This is a genomic window from Gammaproteobacteria bacterium (ex Lamellibrachia satsuma) (assembly GCA_019623805.1).
Classification (GTDB): Bacteria; Pseudomonadota; Gammaproteobacteria; order Chromatiales; family Chromatiaceae; genus QGON01.
Genome location: CP053680.1, coordinates 2,079,249 through 2,098,081, shown reverse-complemented (window position 1 = coordinate 2,098,081; position 18,833 = coordinate 2,079,249). Strand labels below are relative to the sequence as shown.

The 18,833-nt window shown below is 57.5% G+C and carries 19 protein-coding genes; 9 read left to right on the top strand and 10 right to left on the bottom strand.

All coding sequences use genetic code 11. The features are described 5' to 3' along the window. The first annotated feature begins 7 nt into the window (after positions 1-7). On the top strand, positions 8-631 hold the full coding sequence (locus HPY30_09025) for an anaerobic ribonucleoside-triphosphate reductase activating protein (protein QYZ66118.1): 624 nt from the start codon (positions 8-10) through the stop codon (positions 629-631). Between the two features lie 19 nt (positions 632-650). Here the strand turns inward: HPY30_09025 and HPY30_09020 are convergent, their stop codons facing one another. After that, complete coding sequence (locus tag HPY30_09020; protein ID QYZ66117.1) at positions 651-1,772, bottom strand: 6-phosphofructokinase; 1,122 nt, start codon at positions 1,770-1,772, stop codon at positions 651-653. 387 nt (positions 1,773-2,159) lie between these two features. Between HPY30_09020 and rsxC the strand changes: the two genes are divergently transcribed. The 6 genes from rsxC (at position 2,160) to HPY30_08990 (ending at position 6,938) form a co-directional block, all read left to right on the top strand. Further along, entirely contained in the window at positions 2,160-3,509 is a 1,350-nt protein-coding gene (gene rsxC, locus HPY30_09015) for an electron transport complex subunit RsxC (GenBank protein ID QYZ66116.1), read from the top strand. 237 nt (positions 3,510-3,746) lie between these two features. Next, the gene (locus tag HPY30_09010; GenBank protein QYZ66115.1) at positions 3,747-4,766 is read left to right on the top strand and encodes an RnfABCDGE type electron transport complex subunit D; all 1,020 of its coding nucleotides are present in this window, start codon (positions 3,747-3,749) and stop codon (positions 4,764-4,766) included. Then, on the top strand, positions 4,763-5,440 hold the full coding sequence (locus tag HPY30_09005) for an FMN-binding protein (protein QYZ66114.1): 678 nt from the start codon (positions 4,763-4,765) through the stop codon (positions 5,438-5,440). Before HPY30_09010 ends, HPY30_09005 begins: the two co-directional genes overlap by 4 nt. Before the next feature lie 46 nt (positions 5,441-5,486). After that, positions 5,487-6,143: an electron transport complex subunit E gene (locus HPY30_09000; GenBank protein QYZ66113.1), complete on the top strand. Its 657-nt coding sequence runs from the start codon at positions 5,487-5,489 to the stop codon at positions 6,141-6,143. A 6-nt stretch (positions 6,144-6,149) separates the two neighbouring features. Beyond that, on the top strand, positions 6,150-6,728 hold the full coding sequence (locus tag HPY30_08995) for an RnfABCDGE type electron transport complex subunit A (protein ID QYZ66112.1): 579 nt from the start codon (positions 6,150-6,152) through the stop codon (positions 6,726-6,728). 12 nt (positions 6,729-6,740) lie between these two features. Further along, a complete protein-coding gene (locus tag HPY30_08990) occupies positions 6,741-6,938 on the top strand; it encodes a hypothetical protein (protein ID QYZ66111.1) in 198 nt (65 codons plus the stop codon). Between the two features lie 60 nt (positions 6,939-6,998). Here the strand turns inward: HPY30_08990 and HPY30_08985 are convergent, their stop codons facing one another. From HPY30_08985 to uvrD, 7 genes are all read right to left on the bottom strand, one after another. Then, complete coding sequence (locus HPY30_08985; GenBank protein ID QYZ66110.1) at positions 6,999-7,775, bottom strand: thermonuclease family protein; 777 nt, start codon at positions 7,773-7,775, stop codon at positions 6,999-7,001. Between the two features lie 61 nt (positions 7,776-7,836). Beyond that, the gene (gene rpmE, locus HPY30_08980) at positions 7,837-8,040 is read right to left on the bottom strand and encodes a 50S ribosomal protein L31 (protein ID QYZ66109.1); all 204 of its coding nucleotides are present in this window, start codon (positions 8,038-8,040) and stop codon (positions 7,837-7,839) included. A 131-nt stretch (positions 8,041-8,171) separates the two neighbouring features. After that, positions 8,172-8,528: a DUF3135 domain-containing protein gene (locus HPY30_08975; GenBank protein QYZ66108.1), complete on the bottom strand. Its 357-nt coding sequence runs from the start codon at positions 8,526-8,528 to the stop codon at positions 8,172-8,174. Positions 8,529-8,666: 138 nt separating this feature from the next. Further along, positions 8,667-8,969, bottom strand: coding sequence for a hypothetical protein (locus HPY30_08970; protein ID QYZ66107.1), 303 nt, complete (start codon positions 8,967-8,969; stop codon positions 8,667-8,669). 23 nt (positions 8,970-8,992) lie between these two features. Continuing rightward, positions 8,993-10,132: a radical SAM family heme chaperone HemW gene (gene hemW / locus HPY30_08965; protein ID QYZ67977.1), complete on the bottom strand. Its 1,140-nt coding sequence runs from the start codon at positions 10,130-10,132 to the stop codon at positions 8,993-8,995. A gap of 86 nt (positions 10,133-10,218) precedes the next feature. After that, the gene (locus HPY30_08960) at positions 10,219-11,304 is read right to left on the bottom strand and encodes a TRAP transporter substrate-binding protein (protein QYZ66106.1); all 1,086 of its coding nucleotides are present in this window, start codon (positions 11,302-11,304) and stop codon (positions 10,219-10,221) included. Positions 11,305-11,350: 46 nt separating this feature from the next. Continuing rightward, positions 11,351-13,513 carry a DNA helicase II gene (gene uvrD, locus HPY30_08955; protein ID QYZ66105.1) on the bottom strand — a complete coding sequence of 721 codons (2,163 nt, stop codon included), beginning with the start codon at positions 13,511-13,513 and terminating at the stop codon, positions 11,351-11,353. A 204-nt stretch (positions 13,514-13,717) separates the two neighbouring features. On the opposite strand from uvrD, the gene glk reads away from it, so the two are divergent. Together glk and msrA are read left to right on the top strand one after the other, a co-directional pair. Continuing rightward, the gene (gene glk / locus HPY30_08950) at positions 13,718-14,698 is read left to right on the top strand and encodes a glucokinase (GenBank protein QYZ66104.1); all 981 of its coding nucleotides are present in this window, start codon (positions 13,718-13,720) and stop codon (positions 14,696-14,698) included. 350 nt (positions 14,699-15,048) lie between these two features. Continuing rightward, a complete protein-coding gene (gene msrA / locus HPY30_08945; protein QYZ66103.1) occupies positions 15,049-15,645 on the top strand; it encodes a peptide-methionine (S)-S-oxide reductase MsrA in 597 nt (198 codons plus the stop codon). A 44-nt stretch (positions 15,646-15,689) separates the two neighbouring features. On the opposite strand, the gene HPY30_08940 is transcribed toward msrA, so the two are convergent. Then, positions 15,690-16,655 (bottom strand): nucleoid-structuring protein H-NS, encoded by a 966-nt coding sequence (locus tag HPY30_08940; protein ID QYZ66102.1) that lies wholly within the window; start codon positions 16,653-16,655, stop codon positions 15,690-15,692. Positions 16,656-17,000: 345 nt separating this feature from the next. After that, a complete protein-coding gene (gene glmS / locus HPY30_08935; GenBank protein ID QYZ66101.1) occupies positions 17,001-18,827 on the bottom strand; it encodes a glutamine--fructose-6-phosphate transaminase (isomerizing) in 1,827 nt (608 codons plus the stop codon). Positions 18,828-18,833: the final 6 nt, after the last annotated feature.

The window sequence follows — 18,833 nt, the reverse complement described above, 5'->3', positions numbered from 1 at the left end:
TCTCTCCATGTCGAACCTGCAGCTGCAAGTAGGGGGTCTCACGCCAATGACCACCATCGACTTCCCCGGCGAACTGGCAGCGGTTATCTTCTGCCAGGGCTGCCCCTGGTTCTGCCGCTACTGCCACAATGGCCATCTGTTATCGCGTTCAGGTGACGACCTGATCGAATGGGCAAGCGTCATCGATTTTCTCGAACAGCGGCAGGGACTGCTGGATGCCGTGGTTTTCAGCGGAGGCGAACCCACTCTGCAACGCAACCTCAAAGCTGCAATCCAGCAGGTCAGGGCGATGGGGTTCAAAATCGGTCTGCACAGCGCCGGGGCCTACCCGGAAAGACTGGCCGAACTGCTACCCTTACTCGACTGGGTGGGGCTGGACATCAAGGCGATGCCAGGAGATTACGATACCCTGACCGGCGTCAGTGGCAGCGGAGAAAAGGCCTGGAAAAGCCTGCAACTGCTGGTTTCCAGCGGCGTGGCTTATGAGATCCGCACCACGGTTCATCCTGAATTGCTAACTCCGGCAGTCCTCAAGCAGCTCGATTCCCGACTGCAGGAGACAGGTGTCGTCAATCACCAACTGCAAAAGTGCAATACCGGTCATTGCCTCGATGCCACGCTCACCGCTTGAAACCCCGGGCAGGGGGGAATCAATCCCCAAAACTGGTACCGACGCGACGGGCGCTCTCCACCCAGGGGTGGTCCACAGGCACTAACTTCTTATTACCCGCCACCTCCTGTAACGGAACGGGAACCGCCAGTTCGCCGCGGGCCGCCACCATTACCCCGAACTGCCCCTGCTCAATCAGATCGGCACAGGCGGTACCCAGCCGGGTGGCGAGCAGACGGTCGGCAGCCGATGGGGTGCCTCCCCGCTGAAGATGGCCCAGTATGGTGACCCTGGACTCCAATCCTGTAAGCGCCTCCAGCTGCTGGGAAAGCATGACCGTGTGGTTGGCGTTGGCCGCCTGCAGCGCTTCCAACGCATTTTTCGCGCTCTTGCGCTCCTTTTTTTCGACCGCTGCCGCCTTGCGCGCCTCGGCGGCCCGGATCAAAACCGCCTGATCTTTGGGCAGCGCGCCCTCCGCCACAGCGACAATACTGAAGTTCTTTCCGCTGCGCACCCGGGTGCGAATTGCCTCGGATACATTCTCGATATCGTAGGGGATCTCCGGCAGCAGGATCACATCCGCCCCGCCCGCGATTCCGGCACCCAGCGCGAGCCAACCGGCCCGGTGTCCCATGATCTCCACCACAATGATCCGATGGTGACTGTGAGCGGTGCTGTGAAGCCGGTCGATGGCTTCAGTAGCTATGCCCAAAGCGGTATCGAAACCGAAGGTCGTATCAGTTTTGCCCACATCATTATCGATGGTTTTGGGCAGGGTGATAATATTCAGCCCCTTCTCCATCAGCTGCAGCGCGTTCTTCTGGGTCCCGCCGCCGCCAAGACAGACAAGCGCATCGAGGTGATTCGCCGCATAGTTCTCGACAATCACATCTGTCATGTCCTGCTTCTTACCCCCAAACATCATGCGGTGGGGCTTATCCCGGCTGGTGCCCAGGATGGTGCCGCCCTGAGTAAGGATGCCGGAGAGCACACCCCCGTCCAAACGTGTGGTGCGGTTATCCACCAGACCACGAAAGCCGTCCATGAAACCAATCATCTGCATGTCGTAATAACTTTGGGCCGCCTTGCCGACGCCACGGATCGCCGCATTGAGGCCGGGGCTATCGCCACCTGCGGTCAGTATCCCTATATGCTTGGTCATCTCCTCTCCAAACGGCCTCTGCCGCAGCGATTGATTCTAATGGTTAGTGGTGCCAGGAGACTGCCGGGTTTTACACTGTTTGGCTGCAAATCCCTGGATGACGATCAACTCAGCTTATCGAACTCGTTAAATAGGCCCACTATTCGCCTCGTTCGATAAGCTGAATTGATTCGCCCCCAGTGATTTTCGCATCAAACGGATAAATCCGGCAGCCTCCTAGAACGTCTACTACCCTGATTGAAAACGGGGTTAGTGTAACCTCCCTTCAGAGACGGCGCAGCAGATTCCTGGAAACTTATTTCGCTGTAATTTTGTAGGGGCAGGCAGGGACCATTTTTTGATAGACTATGCAACTTTGATGGCTATTATTTCCTCTGATTCTGAAGAATGTCTCTGCTCAACTCACTGCTGAATCTTCGCCCGACCTTCCGGCACGGAGTCCACCCTGATCCTCTCAAGGAGCAGACGGTTGACTTGCCGGTACAGCGCGTACCCTTTGTTTCCCGTTATGTAATGCCCCTGGGACAGCATATCGGCGTGCCGGCCAAGCTGGTAGTGAAAAAAGGTGATACGGTTACACGGGGTCAAATGATCGCCGAACCCGGTGCCTTCATGTCCACCGCCCTGCACAGCCCCGTCACTGGTAGAGTGGTTGGTATCGAGCCCCATCGCTATACGGACGGCTCTTTCAAACCAGCCATCGAGATCGAGGCCGACCCCTACGCCACCCAACAGTTTCAGCCTCGCCCGCCCATCGACTGGGAGTCCCTCTCCATGGACGGCTTCATCGCCGAGGTGCAGAAGGCAGGCATCGTGGGCATGGGCGGAGCCGCCTTCCCGGCCCATGTAAAGTACGCCATCCCGGAAGGACAGAAGATCAGCAATCTGCTGATCAACGGTGCCGAGTGCGAACCCTACCTGACCACCGACCACCGCCTGATGGTGGAGCGCCCCGAATCGGTGGTGCGGGGAGCAGAGATCATCCGCCGCAAACTCGGAGCGGAAAAGGCCACCATCGGGGTGGAGGACAACAAACCCGATGCCATCGAGATTCTCTCCCGCACCATCGGCAATGAGCCCATCGAAGTGGTCGGATTGCCGATGAAATACCCCCAGGGTGCCGAGAAGATGCTGATCAAGGCGACCTACGGCATCGAGATCCCTGCCGGGCAGCTGCCCCGGGATTGCGGTATTGTGGTCAACAATGTCGGCACTGCGGTAGCTGTCGCAGAATGGTTCGATTTGGGCCGCCCGCTGATGGAGCGGATCGTCACCGTCTCCGGCCCCGGCATTCACTACCCCGCAAACCTGACCGTTCCACTGGGCACTCCCATCCGAGAGGTATTGAAATTCTGTGGCGGACTGAGCGAAAACACCCGTGAGGTGATCTCCGGCGGACCCATGATGGGCGCGCCCATCGCCAGTCTGGATGTGCCGGTGCTGAAGGGTACCTCCGGCATCCTCGCCTTCACCGCAGCCGAAACCGGACGCCCCCACGAATACCCCTGTATCCACTGCGGACGCTGCCTGGAGGCTTGCCCCTATTTTCTCAACCCATCGCGTTTCGCACGCCTCGCCAAGGCCCGCTTGTTCGATGAGATGAACGCCCTGAACGTCTCCGACTGCGTGGAGTGCGGTGCCTGTACCTACGCCTGCCCCTCAGGGATACCGATCGTGCAGCATATCCGCACGGCAAAGAATAACTTAAGGCAGCAACATAAGAGGGCAAACGGCTAACAACAGGTAGGCCCGATCAAGCGCTGCGTATCGGGCATCCAGGCTTCGTCAGAACGAATCAGATTGCCGGTTCCGCTACGCTTGAACCGGCCTACGGCTAAAGGCTTTCGAATATGTGTCGGTGTTTGTTATGTGCAAGTATTATTTTATGAATTATAAAAACGACAACGTTTGGCTTATCCGGTGGCGCGGCCCCCTTTTGCTTTTCGCCTTTAACCTTTCGCCTTTTAACAAGCAATGAAGAAGAAAGATCCAAGTCTCCTGGTTCAACCTGCGCCACTACTGGTGCAGGGCATGACCACCCCCAAGGCGATGCGTGATGTCTGGTACGCACTGCTGCCCGCCACTCTGGCCGGTCTCTGGTTTTTCGGCCTCAGCGCCCTGCTGGTATTGCTCGCATCGATTATCGGCGCAGTTGCCACGGAGTGGGCGTTCACTCCGACACAGGAGCGCACCACTGCGCTGGGTGACGGTAGCGCCGCACTCACTGGCCTGCTGCTGGGACTGACTCTACCTCCAGCACTGCCGATCTGGATGGCTTTTCTCGGCGGCGTAGTGGCCATAGGTCTCGGCAAGGTGATCTGGGGCGGACTGGGTAACAACCTCTTCAATCCTGCCTTGGTGGGACGGGCCTTCCTGCTCGGCACCTTTCCCATCGCCATGACCACCTGGTATGCGGCGCAGGGCCCGGCGCACTTCTTCGATCTCTACTCAAGCACCCTGGCCGCCCCTTTCATGCAGGCGACCTGGGACAGCATGAGTGGCGCCAGCCCCCTCGGTTTGATGAAGTTTCAGCATGAGGGCACCGCCATCTCCAATCTCTTCATCGGCAACACCGCCGGTTCCCTGGGTGAAACCAGCGGCCTGCTGTTGCTGCTGGGCGGGCTCTGGCTCTGGTACCGCCGCGACCTTGACTGGCGCATCCCAGCCAGCATCTTTCTCACCGCCGGCATCTTCTCCGGCATCCTGTTTGCGGTGGATGCGGAACGCTTTCCCAGTCCTCTCTTCACCCTCTTTTCCGGCGGCATGATGCTTGGGGCGATCTACATGGCGACCGACCCGGTCACCTCACCGCTCACTCCCAGGGGCAGTTGGATCTTCGGTGCAGGCATCGGTTTTCTGGTGGTTCTGATCCGCGTCTACGGCGGCATGCCGGAGGGCATGATGTACGCTATTTTGCTGATGAATGCCGCTACGCCGCTCATCGATCGCTATACCCAACCCAGGGTGTTTGGACGGGGGGCAAACAAGGCATGACCATCGAACAGCAATCCCTGGAGCAGCAGGAGCCCAGCTCCACCAAACTGGCTCTCTCGTTGGCCTTTGCCGGCCTGATTTCCGGCATTATCATCATCAGCATCTTCGAGGCGACCCTGCCCACCATCACCGCCAACAAGGCCCGTGAGTTGAGAGAGGCGGTTTTCAAGGTGCTGCCAAACGTCACCACCATGCAAAAACTGCAGTTCGACAACGGAAAGCTGCGGGTGCGCACCGAAAAAGGGGCCGATGAGGATACGATCTATGGCGGTTATGGCAGTCAAGGCCAGTTCGTCGGCTATGCGGTGGAGGGTGTCGGTCCAGGTTTTCAGGACACCATCCGCGTGCTCTATGGCTACCTGCCGGAACAGCGCAAGATCGTCGGCATGGAGATCCTGGAGAGCCGGGAAACCCCTGGACTGGGGGATAAAATCTTCAAAGACATGGCCTTTGTCGCCAACTTTGACGATCTCTCCGTCGACCCCAAGATAAAGGCGGTGAAGAAGGGCACCAAATCCGCCCCCAATGAGATCGACTCCATCACCGGCGCCACCATCTCCGCCAAGGCGGTGGTAAGGATCATCAACGAGACCCGCGTACGCTGGGAGGATCGGCTCCCGGCCCCGGGCAATGAGCCGAAGTTGAAAGGTAAAAGGACAAAGGACGAAGGTTAAAGGAGACTCTCCTACCAACTCTGTCCCTCTTTTTGAGACATCGAATATGGCAATCAATATCAAAGACCCCTCCGCTGTACAGGAGATGATGAAAGGCCTCTGGCGGGACAATCCCGTCTTCGTGCAGGTACTCGGCATGTGTCCGATGCTTGCGGTGACCAACTCCGCCATCAATGCGCTGGCGATGGGACTCGCCACCCTGTTCGTGCTGGTGGGCTCCAGCGCGCTGGTCTCGGCCTTCAAGAACCTGATCCCGAAGCAGGTACGCATCTCCCTCTACATCGTCATCATCGCCACCTTCGTGACGGTGATCGACTACACCCTGCTGGCCCTGGTTCCCGCCATCCACAAGGAGCTGGGAGCTTTTATCCCCCTGATAGTGGCCAACTGCATGATCCTAGGCCGTCAGGAGGCGTTTGCCGCCAAGCACACGGTGGGTTTCGCAGTGATGGACGCCATCGGCATGTCCGCCGGCTTCCTCATCGCCCTCTTTGCGCTGGGCAGCGTCCGCGAGATCCTGGGCAACGGCAGCCTCTTCGGCATCGACCTGTTTGGCGCGGGGTTTGAACCCTGGGTCATCATGATCCTGCCGCCGGGCGGCTTCATCACCCTCGGTTTGATCCTGCTCTTCTTCAACTGGGTCACCGAGCGCAAAGCCCGGTTTCTGGAACAGGTTGTTGCCGCCGAACAGGCCAAGGGATAAGCACACATGGATAATCTGATCTGGATCTTCATCAGCGCCATGTTGGTCAACAACTTCGTGCTGGCCTATTTTCTTGGACTCTGCCCCTTTCTCGGCGTCTCCGGGAGACTCGAAACCTCATTCCGCCTGGGTCTGGCCACCACCTTCGTGCTGCTCATCACCGCGCTCTGTTCCTGGTTCCTCAACACCTATGTGCTGATCCACGCCCCCTACCTGCGACTGATCAGTTTCATCGTGGTCATCGCCTCCACGGTGCAGTTTATCGAGATGGCGATCAAGAAGCTCAGCCCCTCCCTGTTCAAGGCACTGGGCATCTTCCTGCCGTTGATCACCACCAACTGCGCCATTCTGGGACTCGCAATCTTCGCCACCAACCGGGGTTACGGCTTCGCCGAAGGCATGGTCTTCGCCCTCGGCGCCGGTGCCGGCTTCACCCTGGCAATGGTCCTGATGGCAGGACTGCGGGAGGAGACCGAAATCATCGACTTGCCCGTTCTGGTTCGCGGCACAGCCATGAACTTGATCATCGCCGGCATCCTCTCCATGGCGTTCATGGGGTTTGCCGGGCTGTTCAGCTCAACCTGAAGAGGGTTACCGATGCTCATCCATATACTTTCACTCCTGGGATTGATGCTGCTGTGCGGCGGCTGGGTGTTGTTTCAGGGCTGGCTGTCACGGCAGGATCCCGAATACAAGGGTTACAAGGTGGGTTGTGGGGCCTGCAAGCAGGGTAGCTGCTCCACCCAGGATGGTTGCAAACCAACCGTCCAGATTGATCTGCCATCCCCAAAGTAGGCCGGCTCAAGCGTAGCGGAACTGGCAAACCTGCGCCCGATCCGCTACGCTTGATCGGGCCTACCAGGCTACTTTGATGGCAGACGGATGCCGTACTCGTATACGCTGGCTGCCTTTATAACGCCGGATCCAGCCTCTTGTTTCAACATCCTGACCCACCAGGTCTTGCGGCTGCCAGTCCGTGAAGTGATCGAGGTCCGAGCGGTCGATACGCAACTTCACTCCGGCAATGTTCAGCCAGAGAGAACGGCGGCTCTGTTGCAACTTTTCAATCCGGCCCCGCAGCAATCGAAACCCTTCGACTGAGCGCGCCAGTCCAGCCGCATCGGCCACCAACTCATCGGCCCAAACACCCCGTCCCGCAGCACGTGCCCGGCCTTCTGCCGCACGATAACATTGCAGGTGGTCTAGATTAGGAGGAAAGACGATCTGGAAACCTGCACCATCCTGCAACAGTGCCTCAATGAGATTTTTTCCATTCTGGCTATATACGTGGGCCAGAATCCGTCGGTAGCGATCCTTTTGTTGATGCCCCTTCTCCAGACGAATCCGCTTACCGGAATCAGAGACCAGCCGCTCAAGCCGTCTCTTTGCAGCCTTGGCATGAGGTTCGTCGGGTTTATCCTCCCAACCTGTCTCCGGGGTATTGATGCCGATCAGGCGAATCCTGCGGCCATCGGACAGCAGCAGAGTATCTCCATCGAAAACCTCCGCCACTTCGAATAACTCGCCACTGCGCAGGGAAGGACAGGAAGCATAGGCAGCGCGGCTGAACAGCAGCGCCAGAAAGAGCAACAACAAAAAAGGCCCCGCACTGCGGAGCCTTTTTACTGTCATCTGCCTTGTTTGATCCACACGCTGCGCGGTCACAGACCACGAAGCGGGCAGGGCGGCGAGATTAACGGCTGTATTTCTTACGAAACTTATCGACACGACCGGCAGTATCGAGGATCTTCTGCTTGCCGGTGTAGAAAGGATGGCAGGCAGAACAGACTTCGACGTGCAGTTCGTCCTTACCCAAGGTGGAACGGGTAACGAACTCGCTACCGCAACTGCAAACGACCTTGACCTCATTGTACTTAGGATGGATATCCGCTTTCATGTCAGACCCGCTATCTAGAAACTATTAATTACCGCCATACTGGGCGGAGAAGGCGCGCAATCATATAAGAAACCGGCGCCATAGGCAAGCATTCTATTACCGCGCTGGACTTGCGATGCGGAAGAGGGGATTCAGTGCCCGCCGGATGCCCTGAAATCGATCACTTTGGCTGAGCAAGGCTCCTCCGTCGTGTCTGTCCAGGGTTTGTCTTTCAATCCACTGATTCTTGCGAGCAAACCAAACTCCCCATGAAGCTGTTCCCACATCATACGGGATATATGCAGGCAGGCGCTCAACGGGGTACGGTTGCGGCGCTCCTGATCAATACGCCACTGCAGACAACGCAGTCGCTGCCGGCGCTCCTCCGGGGCACTTTCGATGAATTCATCAATCGCCGCCAAGCGCAGGCGTTCGAAATCCTCCGGACGCTCCCTGGCCACGGCAAGCATGGAATCAAAGTCCATAGTGTCAAAATTATTCTTATTCATCCGAGTCGCACCTAAACGCCTGAGATGGTAAAAAACTACCACGGCTTCACTGCATTGTCGCAGAACCTGCTTCCCGGATTTAATGATAGCGCCGGTTACAAAAAGATAACCTTTTAAATATCATGGTGTTACTGCTCATTATTCTTGGCCGTCAGGTTTCCGGCACACCTGCCTGTCCCAGCCCTCGAAGGCCTCTCCACTGTCACTCCAGCGAGCTTCTCCGATCAGATCCAGGCGTACCTTCACCCTCTCATCCGACTCAGTAACCCCCTGTAGATACTCGGCCCCTGCTTGAGTATAGACGTCGGTTGGAAGCACCTTGCCGTGCACCTCCAACCCCATTTCATCCCGCCAAACCAACTCAAGCCAGGCCCTTTTGAGCACCGCATATTCAAACTGCTCATGCAGCAAACAAGCTATCGGCACATAGTCGTTTTTCATCCTGCCTTCCGCATCTTTTACCTTCAGATGAAAAGCTGCAACAGATCGTTGAGGTAACGCTGGCCCAGCTCAGTTGGCCTGATGCATCCTCCACCTCTCTCCAGCAAACCCCGTGATTCTGCCTTGTCGAGCGCGTGGTCCATGACCGACAAATCCAAGCCTGTACGGGCTTCAAACATCGCGATCTCAATACCTTCACACAGGCGCATCCCATTCATCATAAACTCCAGCACCCGCTCTTCCGTCGCCAACGTTTTCTCTCCCTGAGTAAACAGGCCTCCGGCACGTCCCTGCAGATAATCGCCGGGACTCCGCATCTTCCAGAAGCGGCTGATCCCGCCAGCCTTATCTGTCACCTTGGCATGGGCGCCGGCACCTATTCCCAGGTAGTCACCGAAAGACCAGTAGTTGAGGTTGTGGCGACACGCTTCTCCCTGCCGGGCATAGGCGGAGATCTCATACTGATCATACCCCCCAGCCGCCAGCTGGGCCTGTCCCTGCCGCTGTATCTCCCATATCAGATCGTCATCCGGCAGTTGCGGGGGCGCATGATGGAAACGGGTGTTGGGCTCAAGGGTCAATTGATAATAGGAGATGTGACCGGGATCGAGCTGTAGCGCCAGCTCCACGTCCCGCCTGGCTGCCTCTAGTGACTGCCCCGGCAGGCCGAACATCAGATCCAGGTTAATGCGCCTGAACCCGGCCGTCTTTGCGGACTCAACCGCCTTGGTCGCTTCGTCCGGGCCATGTATCCGCTCCAGGGCCCGCAGACTTTCAGCGTCAAAACTCTGCACACCGATGGAGAGACGGTTGACTCCAGCCGCACGAAAGCCGGTGTAATATTCAGCCTCCAGGGTTCCGGGGTTGGCCTCCAGGGTGACCTCCATGCCTTCAGGGCAATCGATTCGCTCCCGTACCCCGACCAACAACCGCTCAATCGCCGCTGTAGAGAAGAGACTGGGCGTGCCTCCACCGATAAAGATGCTCTGCAGCGGGCGATCTTTATGATTGGCTGCGTCGACACTCAGATCCGCCAGCAGCGCCTCCACATAGGCGGCTTCCTTCAGGCTTTCATCCACCGCATGGGAGTTGAAATCGCAGTAGGGGCATTTCCGCACACACCAGGGAATATGCACATAGAGGGAGAGGGGTGGGGGGATCATCTGTTGCTGAGAGTCCAAAACGTAGGGTGTGCCGTGCGCATCAGCAATCATGGTGCGCACGGCGCACCCTACGGTCGAGATGCTAATCAGCCCCGGTCGCGGGCGTCGAGATAGGCCATATCGGAGAGCGCACCCCATTCACGGGATCCCTTCAGAAAAGCGCTGTAGGAATCGTAGACCCGCTTGGTGAAATCGTCCTTGCCGGCCAGTTCCCGCACCACCTCTTCCGAGTATTTACGCAGGGTCGCTATGACGTCCTTCGGATAGCTGCGGATATCGACCTTATGTTTCTCCACCAGGGTCTTGAGTGCTGCCGGATTACGCGCGGTGTACTCCGCCAGCATATCCTGATTCACCACCTTGCAGGCGTTGAGCACGATGGACTGCAGATCCTTGGGCAGCTCATCGAAAGCCTTCTGATTGATGATCGCCTCCAGCGTGGTGCCGGGCTCATGGAAACCCGGATAGTAGTAGTACTTGGCCGCCTTGAAGAGACCGAATGCGAGGTCGTTGTAGGGATTCACCCACTCAGTGGCATCGATGGCGCCGGATTGGAGTGAGGTGAACAGCTCGCCACCAGGCAGATTGACCGGTGTGCCGCCCGCCCGCTTCAACACTTCGCCGCCCAGGCCTGGGATGCGCATCTTCAACCCTTTGAGATCATCCACGCTGTTGATCTCCTTGTTGAACCAGCCACCCATCTGCACACCGGTATTCCCAGCCGGGGCGGGGATCATGCCAAACTTTTTATAGAGTTCGCGCCACAGCTTGAGACCGCCACCGTAGTACATCCAGCCATTCATCTCCTGGGCCGTCATGCCGAAGGGCACCGTGGAGAAGAACTGCGCCGCCTCGCTCTTACCCTTCCAGTAGTAGGCCGCGCCATGACCCATCTCGGCGGTGCCGCGGGAGACTGCGTCGAATACCTCAAACGCCGGCACCAGCTCTTTTGCGCCATAGACCTTTACCTTGATGCGCCCACCGCTCATCTCGGTGATCAGTTGGGCCAGCTTGTTCGCCCCGGTGCCGAGGCCGGGAAAGTTCTTCGGCCAGGTGGTAACCATCTTCCATTTGAATTGCGCTTTTGCCTGCACCACCGGCGAAACAGCAAGGGATGCGCTTGCCACCAAAGAGCCGGCGCCCACTTTTTTTATAAATTCACGGCGTTTCATCAATTTCTCCAGGTTCTGCCCATTCGTCGGGCTGTTTCACTCAGTTTCAACAAGGCGAAAGATTCGCATAGGCGACCACCAGCCACTTGCTGCCCTCGGTTTCAAAATTGACCTGCACCCTGGCGCTACGCCCCTGACCCTCGGCATTCAGGACGACACCTTCACCAAACTTGGGGTGAATGACCCGCTGACCCAGACTGAAACCCACCGACTCATCGGTGTAGGCGCGAGCCGGTTTGCTGTAGAGGGGCTGGGTAACCTGAGGCCCGGAGCGGATCTCGCGTATCAATGACGAGGGGATCTCCCGCAGGAAGCGGGAGGGCCGGGGATAGTTCTCCTGCCCGTGCAGACGGCGACTTTCGGCATGGCTCATATAGAGCGTCTGCATGGCGCGGGTCACCCCCACATAACAGAGCCGCCGCTCCTCCTCCAGACGCTCCGGATCATCCGCCGACATACTGTGGGGAAAGAGCCCCTCTTCGACACCCACCAGGAAGACCAGGGGGAACTCCAGCCCCTTGGCGGAGTGCAGGGTCATCAGCTGCACGCAGTCCTCGAAGGGATCGCCCTGGGCCTCTCCCGCCTCCAACGCAGCGTGGGAGAGAAAGGCGGATAACTCGTCCATCTCCTCGTCTGCGTGGGCCTCGTAGCCAAACTGGCGGGTGGCGTTGACAAGTTCCTCCAGATTCTCCTTACGGTCCTGACCCTTCCCGTCCCGGCTCTTCTCGAAGTGTTCCGGCAGCCGGCTGGCGGCCAGCACCTGATCAACCTTTTCAGGCAGATCCAGGGCCGCAGTATCGATCCGCAGCTCCTCGACCAGATCAAGGAATCCCTGCAGTGAGTTGGCCGCCCGGCGGGGCATGGCGCCCCCCTTGAGCAGCTCCGCAGTCGCCACCCAGAGAGAGACGTTGAAATCCCTGGCGTGCGCCCGCACCGCATCGACGGTCTTGGGTCCGATCCCACGTGGCGGCATGTTCACCGCACGCTCAAAGGCGGCATCGTCATCCGGGTTGTTGAGCAGACGCAGATAGGCCAAGGCGTCCCTGATCTCTGCGCGCTCGAAGAAACGCAACCCACCATAGACCCGGTAGGGGATCGCCGACTGGATCAACGCCTCTTCAAAGATCCGCGACTGGGCAGAGGTACGGTAGAGAATCGCCGATTCGCTACGACTGTTACCATCGGAGATGAACTGGCGGATACGCTCGATGACAAACCGCGCCTCATCCACCTCGTTGAAGGCAGAGTAGAGGTTGATCGGATCACCCTCGCCGTCGGCGGTCCAGAGCTGCTTGCCCAGACGTGAGGGGTTGTTGCCGATCAGTGCATTGGCCGCGTTGAGGATATTGCCGGTAGAGCGGTAGTTCTGCTCCAGCTTGAACATACGGCTATTGGAGCAGTTTTGCTCAAAATTGCGGATATTCTCCACCTGCGCGCCACGCCAACCGTAGATCGACTGGTCATCATCGCCCACCACGAAGAGGTTGTCCTGACCCCTGGTCAACAGCCTCAGCCAGGCGTACTGGATTGCGTTGGTATCCTGAAACTCATCCACCAGCACATGACGGAAGCGCGCCTGGTAGTATTGCAGGATGTCGGCCCTGTCGCGCCACAACTCATGGGCGCGCAGCAGCAGCTCGGCAAAATCCACCATACCGCCACGCTCACAGGCCGCCTGGTATTCGGTGTAGATGCGGATCATCTGGTGCTGGTAGGGATCGCCGCCATCATCCAGATGCTGGGCACGCAGTCCTTCGTCCTTCTTGCCGTTGATAAACCACTGAACCTGCCGTGGCGGCCATTTGGCATCATCCAGGTCGAGGCTTTTAAGGATCCGCTTGATCATACGGAACTGGTCGTCGGAGTCGAGGATCTGGAAACTCTGGGGCAGACCCGCCTCCTTCCAGTGGGCTCGCAGCAGGCGGTGCGCCAGCCCATGAAAGGTGCCGACCCACATGCCACCGATGGGCTGACCCAACAGCTCCTCGATGCGCCCGCGCATCTCTTTGGCCGCCTTGTTGGTAAATGTCACCGCCAGCACCGACCAGGGCGTAGCCTCCTCCACCGTCAACAGCCAGGCGATACGATGCACCAGGACACGGGTCTTGCCGCTTCCGGCACCAGCGAGCACCAAAGTATTGCCAACCGAGGCGCTGACCGCGTCACGCTGTGCTTCATTCAGTGGATCGAGAATAGGGGAGACATCCATGCGCCTATCTTAATCAATTATTACCTTCGGAGCATCCGCCAAGAAACCCCATTTCACCACGAAGAACACGAAGGCACGAAGTCATCAAATTGATTGGCAATAATCCTTCTTCGTGCACTTTGCGCCCTTCGTGGTGAGTTATGGGTTTCCGAATAGAGACTAGGCTAGAATGGTCTTACCTCCTTTGAGACAAGGCATATCGGAATGGAAGTTTTGGCAGGCGACATCGGCGGCACAAACACACGTCTGGCGCTATACAGAATCGAACAGAACAGGCCGGGAGAGGCCCTGCTGGAATCCACCTATCCCAGCCGGAGTTTCGACTCGCTGGAAGCGATCCTCGACGATTTCAGCGAGCACTTCTCCTGGCGCATTCAACGGGCCTGTTTCGGTATCGCCGGCCCAGTGGTCAACCAGAGCTGTGAAACCACCAATCTCCCATGGAAGATCACCGCCCGCACCATCACCGACCGTTTCGGCTTTGATGAGACTTGGCTGATCAATGATCTTGAGGCCAACGCCTGGGGCATAGGCGCGCTCTCCCCCGATGACTTCCACCTGCTCAATCCCGGCAGAGTGGATCTGCCGGGAAACGCTTCCATCGTCTCCGCCGGTACCGGACTGGGAGAAGCAGGACTCTACTGGGACGGCAACGTCCATCGGCCCTTCTCATCAGAGGGCGGCCACACCGATTTCAGCCCCAGCAACGAACTGGAGTTCGCCCTCTGCCAAACCCTGGCGGAGAAGTATGGTCATGTCAGCTGGGAACGGTTGGTATCCGGTCCAGGACTGGAGGCCATCCACAGCTTTCTGCGTACCTACCGCCGCACTCCCACCCCCGGCTGGCTGAAACAGGAGATGAACAAACTCGGCGGCGCCCCGGCCATCTCCAATGCTGCCATGGCGAGAAAAGATCCAATCTGTGACGAGGCACTGAATCTTTTCATCCACCTCTACGGACGCGAGGCAGGCAATCACGCCCTAAAGATAATGGCGTCCGGCGGTGTCTACCTTGGCGGCGGCATCGCGCCGAGGATTCTGCAACGTCTCAAGCAACCGACCTTCCTCAAGGCCTTTTTCGACAAAGGCCGCATGCGCCATCTGATGGAGGCGATACCAGTAAAGGTAATCCTCAACGACCAGGCGGCCCTGCTGGGGGCGGCGCGCTATGCTGCAATTCAGTAATTGGAGATACCGCCTAACCCTCTGTCATTTCGAGCATAGCGAGAAACCTCTTCCTTATGGTTCTCCGTCAGCCGGAGATCTCTCCCTGCGGTCGAGATGACAAGACATCGCCTCATTCCAGTAATTGGTGACACCACCAACCCGTCGCTTTCCAACTTGTTAAACCATTGTTATCAAATCGTGATGGTTTAACGGGGATTCTTTTCTATCCTTGTATTCAAGGCACACCCGACCCTGTGTCATTTCGAACATAGCGAGAAATCTCTTCCCTATGGTTCTCCGTTAGCTGGAGATCTCTCCCTGCGGTCGAGATGACATAACCCTAATAATCAACAGACAGACGGAAAACCATGAACAGACACATATCCAGCATCGCAATGCTCACGCTACTTTTATCCCCACCGCTTCAAGCCCAGAGCACCCAATATGAGACAGCGATCCTCGCCGGAGGCTGTTTCTGGTGTGTCGAATCAGACTACGAAAAACTGGACGGAGTGGTGGATGCAATCTCCGGCTACACAGATGGGCATCTGGATATGCCGTCCTACGAAGAAGTCTCAATGGGCGACACCGGTCATATCGAGGCGGTTGAGGTGATCTATGACCCTAAGCGGGTGAGCTATGACGAAATCCTCGATTACTTCTGGCGCCATATCGACCCCACCCGCGACGATGGCCAGTTCTGTGATCGCGGCCCACAGTACCGGCCGGTTATTTTTTACCGGGGATCAGAACAAAAGGCAGCGGCATATCAGTCACTATCCAAGCTCAGACAGAACAAACCTTTTGAAGCGCCGATCAAAGTCGAACTGAAACCTGTTGCGACCTTCTATCCCGCCGAGGAGTACCACCAGGACTACTACCTCAAGAACCCTGTGCGCTATAAATATTACCGCTATGCCTGCCGGCGGGATCAGCGGGTGGAGTCACTTTGGGGAAGTCATTGACGATAATACAGCGGGCGCCATGAAGGGCGCCCGTTTGATTTTTCTCAATCCCCACCCTCCAGGCGCAGGGACTCAAGGTAGAAATCGTAGCACTTGTCCTTCAATTCCGGGTTGCCGCGCACTTTCATACCATCACGGGGATGCTGGTTAAGGTGGCCGCTGATGCCGTAGATGTCGTTGAAGCCCCATTCGATCTGTTCGCGCAGGGGGACGAAATCCTCCTGAATCACCTTGTAGATGGGGCGAACATGGAATTTCGGGTTCTTGAGAAAGTTCAACAGTAACTCGAGGTTGCAGTTACCGGCGCCACGCCCGATGCCGTTGATGGTGGCGTCCAGCAGGTTGACCCCGTCGATGATCGCCTGCTGGGTATTGGAAAAGGCCAGCTGCTGGTTGTTGTGGGCATGAAAACCCAGCTCCTTGCTCGGTGCGTATTTCTGGTACAGCTTGAGATAATAGGTCACCTGCTCGGAATAGAAGGCGCCAAAGCTATCCACCAGGTAGAGATAGTCCAGCTCAGTGGTCTGATCGACCTCCTGTAACCCCTCCACCAGTTCGGTTTCGATGGCGGCGGAGGCGGCCATGATGTTCATGGTGGTGAGATACCCCAAGTCTTTGCAGCGTTTCACCAACTCAAGGCCTGCATCTATCTGGTGCACATAGCAGGCGATGCGGACCATATCGATGGGGCTTTGATCCCTGGGCTGCAGTTTGTGGATATCCACCCGGCCCACGTCGTACATAACCGCCACCAGGGGTGGCTTTTCGCACTCGTGGGAGTCGATAACACGCCGCAGGTCGTCGTCGTCGCAGAAGTTCCAGGCACCGTATTTGTCCCGGGTGTACTCGTCGCTCTCGGTCAGTTTCTTGCCCAACTCCACGATATCGACGCCGGCATCGCAGGTCGCCCGCCATACCGCCTTCACGAAATCCAGCGAGAACTGGTAATTGTTGATCAGGCCCCCGTCCCGAATAGTGCAATCCAGGACCTTCAGCTCTTTACGAAACATCTTGCAGACTCCAGGTTGATATGGTCGTTACGCCTGCCCTGCAGCACGGCGGTGAATGGCAACTGTAAAGTATCCTCCACTTCACCGCCCAATGCCAAATCCAAACGAAGAGAGTGCTCAACAGCCTAAAGGCGGTAGAGCATTCACTGACCGAGGACGATTGAGGAAGGGGCAAGCAGCCGACTTTCGGGTTTCTACAATTCCCAAATGAGGGCTTAAGGCCAAAACCAGACCCTCAGGTTCGACCTAAACTGGAAGGAACAGTTCATACTAACAGCCGTGGTACGTCCCTTCCGCAGGGAGAAGGGATCTTCCATCTAACACTATGGCATAAGTCCTGTGTACCTACTCCACCGTCACCGACTTTGCCAAATTTCGCGGCTGATCCACATCGGTACCCTTTAGTACTGCCACATGATAGGAGAGCAGTTGCAGCGGGACGCTGTAGACGATGGGCGCAGTAGAAGGGTAGATGTCCGCCAGGGTCAAATTCTGGAAGCGATCCAGATCGATCTGAACGTCGTGATCACTGAAGAGGAAGAGCTCACCGCCTCGCGCCCGGACCTCCTGCAGATTGGAAATGACTTTTTCAAGCAACGGATCATTGGGCAGGGCGCAGACCACCGGCATTTCCGCATCAACCAGCGCCAGCGGACCATGTTTCAGTTCGCCGGCGGGATAGGCCTCCGCGTGGATATAGGAGATCTCCTTGAGTTTCAGCGCACCTTCCATGGCGATAGGATAGAAGGTACCCCGACCCAGGAAGAGGGCATGGTTCTTTTCCGAAAAGGCATTCGCCATCTCCTTTATCGCATCGCTGAGTTCCAGTACCACCTCCACCTGACGGGGCAGAGCATACAACTCGTTGACATAGACCTCCTCCTGCTCCGGGGTCATGCCGAAACGGCGTGCCAACGCCAGGGTGAGCAGGCGCAAAGCCACCAGCTGGGTGGTGAATGCCTTGGTGGAGGCGACACCAATCTCAGGACCGGCACGGGTCATCAGTGCGGCATTGGATTCCCGCACCAGGGAGCTTTCCGGCACATTGCAGACAGTGAGGCTGCCGATATAACCCATCTCTCTGGAACCGCGTAACGCGGCAAGGCTGTCCGCCGTCTCACCCGACTGCGAAATGGTGATGAAGAGGGTATCGTCCGGCACCACGACTTTGCGGTAGCGGAACTCGCTGGCTACCTCCACGCTGCAAGGGACACCGGCCTCTTCGAGCCAGTAACGTGCCACCATGCCTGCATGATATGAGGTGCCGCAGGCGATGATGTGGACACTCTTCGTCTTATCGAGCAGCGCCTTCGCTTCGTGGCCAAAACTGTCCTCGAGCAGATGTCCCTTATGAATACGGCCCTCCAAGGTCTCGGCAATCACTGAAGGCTGCTCGAAGATCTCCTTGAGCATGTAGTGGCGATAGGGACCTTTTTCTGCCGTGGAGGCGGAGAGCTCGGAGGTACGCTCCGGCCGTTCCACCGGGTTCCCTTCGTTATCGAAGATATGCACGCTTTCACGAGTTATCTCTGCAACATCACCCTCTTCGAGGAAGATAAATCGCTGGGTTACCGGCAACAGCGCAAAGACATCTGAGGCGATAAAGTGTTCGCCGACACCAATACCAATTACCAGCGGACTGCCGGCGCGGGCGACAACCATCTTGTTTGTGTCATTCGTGCTGACCACCGCCAGGCCATAGGCGCCAACCAGCCGGGTGATCGATTTCTGAACCGCTTTTAGCAGATTCTGTTCATCTTTCAGAATACTGCCCAGCAGGTGCGCGATAACCTCAGTATCTGTTTCGGAGGTGAAGCGGTAGCCCTGGCCTTCGAGTTCTTTACGCAGCAGGGCGTAATTTTCAATAATACCGTTGTGGACGATCGCCACCTGCTCCCCACTCATGTGAGGATGGGCATTTCGCTCTGCGGGCATTCCGTGGGTGGCCCAGCGGGTATGGGCAATCCCGAGATTGCCGCTGACATGGCCGCTGTCCACCATCTCCTGCAGCATTGCCACTTTTCCGACAGAGCGGATGCGCTGCATCTTTTCCGCCTGATCAAGCACCGCGATACCCGCCGAATCATAACCCCGATATTCGAGCCGGCTTAGGCCTTCCATCATAATCGGCACTACGTCCCGCTGTGCGATTCCTCCAACGATGCCACACATAACTCG

Bases quoted from the DNA above. Each gene is read 5' to 3' on its own strand.
- HPY30_08940 (QYZ66102.1), bottom strand. From the start codon at position 16,655: ATGTTTCGTAAAGAGCTGAAGGTCCTGGATTGCACTATTCGGGACGGG.
- msrA (QYZ66103.1), top strand. From the start codon at position 15,049: ATGAACAGACACATATCCAGCATCGCAATGCTCACGCTACTTTTATCC.
- hemW (QYZ67977.1), bottom strand. From the start codon at position 10,132: ATGATCCCCCCACCCCTCTCCCTCTATGTGCATATTCCCTGGTGTGTG.
- rsxC (QYZ66116.1), top strand. From the start codon at position 2,160: ATGTCTCTGCTCAACTCACTGCTGAATCTTCGCCCGACCTTCCGGCAC.
- HPY30_08975 (QYZ66108.1), bottom strand. From the start codon at position 8,528: ATGAATAAGAATAATTTTGACACTATGGACTTTGATTCCATGCTTGCC.
- HPY30_09000 (QYZ66113.1), top strand. From the start codon at position 5,487: ATGGCAATCAATATCAAAGACCCCTCCGCTGTACAGGAGATGATGAAA.
- HPY30_08985 (QYZ66110.1), bottom strand. From the start codon at position 7,775: ATGACAGTAAAAAGGCTCCGCAGTGCGGGGCCTTTTTTGTTGTTGCTC.
- glk (QYZ66104.1), top strand. From the start codon at position 13,718: ATGGAAGTTTTGGCAGGCGACATCGGCGGCACAAACACACGTCTGGCG.
- glmS (QYZ66101.1), bottom strand. From the start codon at position 18,827: ATGTGTGGCATCGTTGGAGGAATCGCACAGCGGGACGTAGTGCCGATT.
- HPY30_08960 (QYZ66106.1), bottom strand. From the start codon at position 11,304: ATGAAACGCCGTGAATTTATAAAAAAAGTGGGCGCCGGCTCTTTGGTG.
- HPY30_08990 (QYZ66111.1), top strand. From the start codon at position 6,741: ATGCTCATCCATATACTTTCACTCCTGGGATTGATGCTGCTGTGCGGC.
- HPY30_09020 (QYZ66117.1), bottom strand. From the start codon at position 1,772: ATGACCAAGCATATAGGGATACTGACCGCAGGTGGCGATAGCCCCGGC.
- HPY30_08970 (QYZ66107.1), bottom strand. From the start codon at position 8,969: ATGAAAAACGACTATGTGCCGATAGCTTGTTTGCTGCATGAGCAGTTT.
- HPY30_08995 (QYZ66112.1), top strand. From the start codon at position 6,150: ATGGATAATCTGATCTGGATCTTCATCAGCGCCATGTTGGTCAACAAC.
- HPY30_09010 (QYZ66115.1), top strand. From the start codon at position 3,747: ATGAAGAAGAAAGATCCAAGTCTCCTGGTTCAACCTGCGCCACTACTG.
- HPY30_09025 (QYZ66118.1), top strand. From the start codon at position 8: ATGTCGAACCTGCAGCTGCAAGTAGGGGGTCTCACGCCAATGACCACC.
- uvrD (QYZ66105.1), bottom strand. From the start codon at position 13,513: ATGGATGTCTCCCCTATTCTCGATCCACTGAATGAAGCACAGCGTGAC.
- rpmE (QYZ66109.1), bottom strand. From the start codon at position 8,040: ATGAAAGCGGATATCCATCCTAAGTACAATGAGGTCAAGGTCGTTTGC.
- HPY30_09005 (QYZ66114.1), top strand. From the start codon at position 4,763: ATGACCATCGAACAGCAATCCCTGGAGCAGCAGGAGCCCAGCTCCACC.